Source organism: Desulfobacula sp. (genome assembly GCF_021107415.1).
In genome coordinates this window covers 1-4,083 of record NZ_JAIOSW010000495.1, presented here as the reverse complement: position 1 = coordinate 4,083, position 4,083 = coordinate 1, and the positions used below count along the sequence as shown (strand labels likewise).

Below are 4,083 nucleotides of genomic sequence, written 5' to 3'. Positions count from 1 at the left end.
CCTATGGAAATCATGGAGGAGATATGTTATCCGCTTGAGGATTCTCTGGATAAGCTTAACGGGATAAAGGAGCTTTCCTGTGATGCACGTGAGAATGTTGCAATTGCCAACGCAGAGATTAATCACGGTCAGGATATTGATACTTTAACCACCGATATCCAGCAGCAGGTTAATTCTATTAACGATTTTCCCGATCGCGTTGAACAAGTTACTGTCACCAAACTTGACAGGATCGCAAGTGTTGTGAGTGTTGCCATAACGGGGAACATGACCCCTGAAGATCTGGTCTTCTATGCAAAGGAAGTAAAACAGCGTATCAAGGCAAATCCACTTATAGCGCAGGTAACTGTTGGAGGGTTTTCAGACCAGAAAATTGAGGTGAGGGTCTCTCAATGGAAATTGAACCAGTACGGGCTGAGTATTTCTGACCTGGCAAATCTTGTTCAGCAACAGAGCATTAGTGTGCCTGCCGGGATTTTTACAAATGATCTGGAAGAGATAAGTGTCCGTTTTGATCATCTGGGAAGTCATGTAAATGACTTTGAAAATATTGTGGTTAAAACAAGTACGTCCGGAACACAAATAAAACTTAGTGACATTGCCGATATTGAACAAAAATTTGTCGCTGATGAGGACAGGATTCTGTTTAACGGAAAACGGGCCGCACTGTTGCAGATTTCTAAAACCTATTTTCAGGATTCACTAAAGGTAAGAAACGCTGTAAACAAGATGATAGAAAAAGAGCGTCTTCTGGCACCTGCAGGAGTTGAATTCACAATTACCCAGGATGTGAGCGTAAATATTAAAGAGAGACTGCGGATTCTTACCAGCAACGGTCTCCAGGGGCTGGCCCTGGCTTTTCTGATGCTGTGGCTTTTTTTTAATATCCGCTTCAGTTTCTGGGTGGTCATGGGGTTGCCTGTATCATTTCTTGGCGCAATTTTCACCATGCAACTGCTGGGCTATACCATCAACATGATGACCATGGTTGGTCTGATTGTTGCGATAGGTCTGTTGATGGATGACTCTCTCATCATTGCAGAAAACATTGCCGCCAAAAGACAGGCTGGGATGTCTCCGTTCAAGGCAGCTATTAACGGAACCAAACAGGTTTTTCCAGGAGTAATTGCATCATTTGCCACAACTTTAATGGTTATAGGCCCCCTGATGTTCCTCAGTGGAAAAATGGGTGAAGTTTTGCGGTATATTCCCATCGTTCTTCTGATAACACTGCTGGTAAGCCTGATCGAAGCCTTCCTAATTCTTCCAGCGCACCTGGCACACAGCAGGCTCGATTCGGATTCGAACCCGATCCGGAATATATTTATCAACGGTTTTGAATGGATAAGAGACCACTTTTTTGTTCCCCTTTCCAGAAAGTCAATGAATGCTCCGTATTTTACATTAGGAATGCTGATGATGGTTGTGATGGTTTCGACAGCTACCTTTTATGGAGGGTTTCTCAAGTTCAGGGCTATGCCGTCCCTGGAAAGTGATACCTTGCAGGCACGTATCCTTTTGCCCCAGGGAAGTCTGCTTTCTCAGACAGAAAGGGTCGTATCGAAGATATCCGGCGCGCTGGACAAAATCAATGAGGCGTATGGCAAGAAGTATCCAGACTCAAAACCATTGGTAAACAGTAAAACAATTATGTACAATACCAATATCGATGCCAATGAGTCCGGACCGCACATGGCAACGGTAAGTGTAGACCTACTTCCTGCCCAATTCAGAAAGGAAAGCATCAAATATCTCATTCAAAGCTGGAAAAAGAAGGTTGGTCCGACAGCGGATATTGTTTCACTGAAGTTTACCGACAAGGAGCGTGGCCTTGCAGGCAATGGTATAGATATCCGTGTTCAGGGAAGTTCCCTGCAGGAGCTGAATAAAGTCAGTCGTTCGCTGATTAAGTGGCTCAAAGGGTTTGATGGTGTTTTTAACCTTTCAAATGATTTACGTTTTGGCAGAACTGAAATTCATGTGACATTGAAAGATGAAGCAGGCGTGATGGGTGTTAACGCAGCACAGATAGCGCAAACACTGCGCAGTGCAGTTAAAGGGAGCACCGATCTAACGGTTTTTCAGGAAGGAGAGCTCGTTGATATTGCCATAAAGCTGGATGAATTTACTAGTGAGGCAAGCCTTGAAGGCTTACGTGATCTCTCAGTGACAGCATCAAATGGCACCCTTGTACCTTTATCGAGTATTGCCGACTTTGAGCAGAAGCAGGCTTTTTCACGGATCAACCGGATCAACGGTATGAATACCGTCACAGTTCAGGGAAATATTAATACCCGTATTGCCAATGCCCGTGAGATAATGCAGCAGTTTTATAGAGAATTTGTTCCGGAAATTCACAAGAAGTTTCCCGAAGTTAGGTTTGTATCTCAGGGACAGGACAAGGAGAGTGCCGATACCGGCTCATCACTGCGCTCTTTCTTCGCCCTTGGTATTATCGGTATCTATCTTATACTGGTATTTCTCTTCAGGAGTTTTAGTCAGCCTCTTGCTGTTCTTCTGGCAATACCGATGGGATGGATCGGTGTAGTATGGGGGCATCTGGGGCTGGGAATTGACTTAACGATTCCGAGTCTGGTGGGTTTTGCAACCCTTGCAGGCATTGTTGTCAATGACAACATTCTTCTGGTAAATTTTATAAAAGAAAATATTTCCAAAGGCGTAAATCTCATGGAGAGCTGCAGGGAGGCAGTGCGTGACCGATTCCGTGCAATCTTTATTACATCATTAACAACTTTTGCAGGTTTGCTGCCACTATTGACGGAGACGAGTACGCAGGCACAGTTTTTAATCCCGCTTATTGCAAGTATTGCTTTTGGTCTGATATCGGCAACACTGCTGGCATCAATAATTGTACCATGTGTGCTCCTTATCCTTGACGACTTGAAACTGACCCGTCTCTATCAAGATGAGCCTGACATGGCACAACTTTGAAAGGACGCTCCAATTTTGTGGTTTGGTGATATCCGAAGGAGTGTTAAAGAGTTAATACTGGGACAGGAGAAATGGATGTAAAGTAAATGGATTAGGAATGCAAGACTTCCACTTCTTCTTGCCCGTTCTTTTTCTTGGTTTAATATTGTCAGTTGGAGTTATACTGCAATATTTTACACGGCTGTTCGAGTGACCGATGTCGGAGGGGAAAACTGCAAAAAACAATTCCGGAAAAATAGAGCGGTATTGGAGGAAATATTTTTGGTACTCCAAGTTGTGGGGAACCGACACTTTTTGTGTGATTTATTGCTTAACAGGAAGCGTGAGCAATAAATAATACAGTTCTGATTAACACCTGAATCCTATTGTCATCCAATTAATTAGGCATGAGAAACCGGAATAAATTTTGAACATCAATGAGGCTAACAAATGTAAAGAACTATCCCCAGAGATTAAATTTTATACACTTAAGTTGCATGATCAAAACTCAAGAATACTTTCATTATTGACAAATCTTCTAATGTTTGACCATTCAAAAGGTATCTTTAAGCAAGGACAAAAAAATAAACCGATACCATGATGAATAATCATTTTGATATGTGAATCATATTCACTTTACATCAATCAAGATGAAAAGATAAAAAATATTATAAAATTTGGAGATTTACTACTGGTTAATAATGGTATAAGCCGTCGCGAGCAAAATTTCAAATTGAGCGACAACTACCAAAAGAAGTGCTGGGTGCTCAGCATCAAGAAGGCGGTGAGCACTATAACGTGTTATGTAGCCAGTTTCATTTTGTTGCGAGTTTTACCCCGCCTGATCCAGCAGACCCCGCCCCTTTTTTAAAATTTTCCAAGATACCACATGTGGTATGGACAATCTTTTTAGTCTCAGATTTGAAATTCTATTTTATGGAAAAATTTAAGTTTCAATAGCCCAATCTCCCATTATACTCGATACATCATTACATACACTCGTAATTTATCCTTTCTTGACACTAAGTGATCATTCAGTGTAAAACTACAATCCAATAAATCAGCAATATTTATTAAAGGAGTAAAATAAAAAATGTTTGGTCTTGGAATGCCTGAAATTTTAATGATTCTGGCAATAGCACTTATTGTCAT

The 4,083-nt window shown here is 41.7% G+C and carries 2 protein-coding genes; one reads left to right on the top strand and one right to left on the bottom strand.

Going from position 1 to position 4,083, the window contains the following annotated elements:
* A partial coding sequence (locus K8S13_RS24590) for an efflux RND transporter permease subunit (RefSeq protein WP_291466368.1) occupies window positions 1-2,952 on the top strand: 2,952 nt, incomplete at its 5' end.
* Window positions 2,953-3,903: 951 nt separating this feature from the next.
* Here the strand turns inward: K8S13_RS24590 and K8S13_RS24585 are convergent.
* Window positions 3,904-4,083 (bottom strand): hypothetical protein (locus K8S13_RS24585; RefSeq protein ID WP_291466367.1); only part of this gene is annotated, 180 nt, incomplete at its 5' end.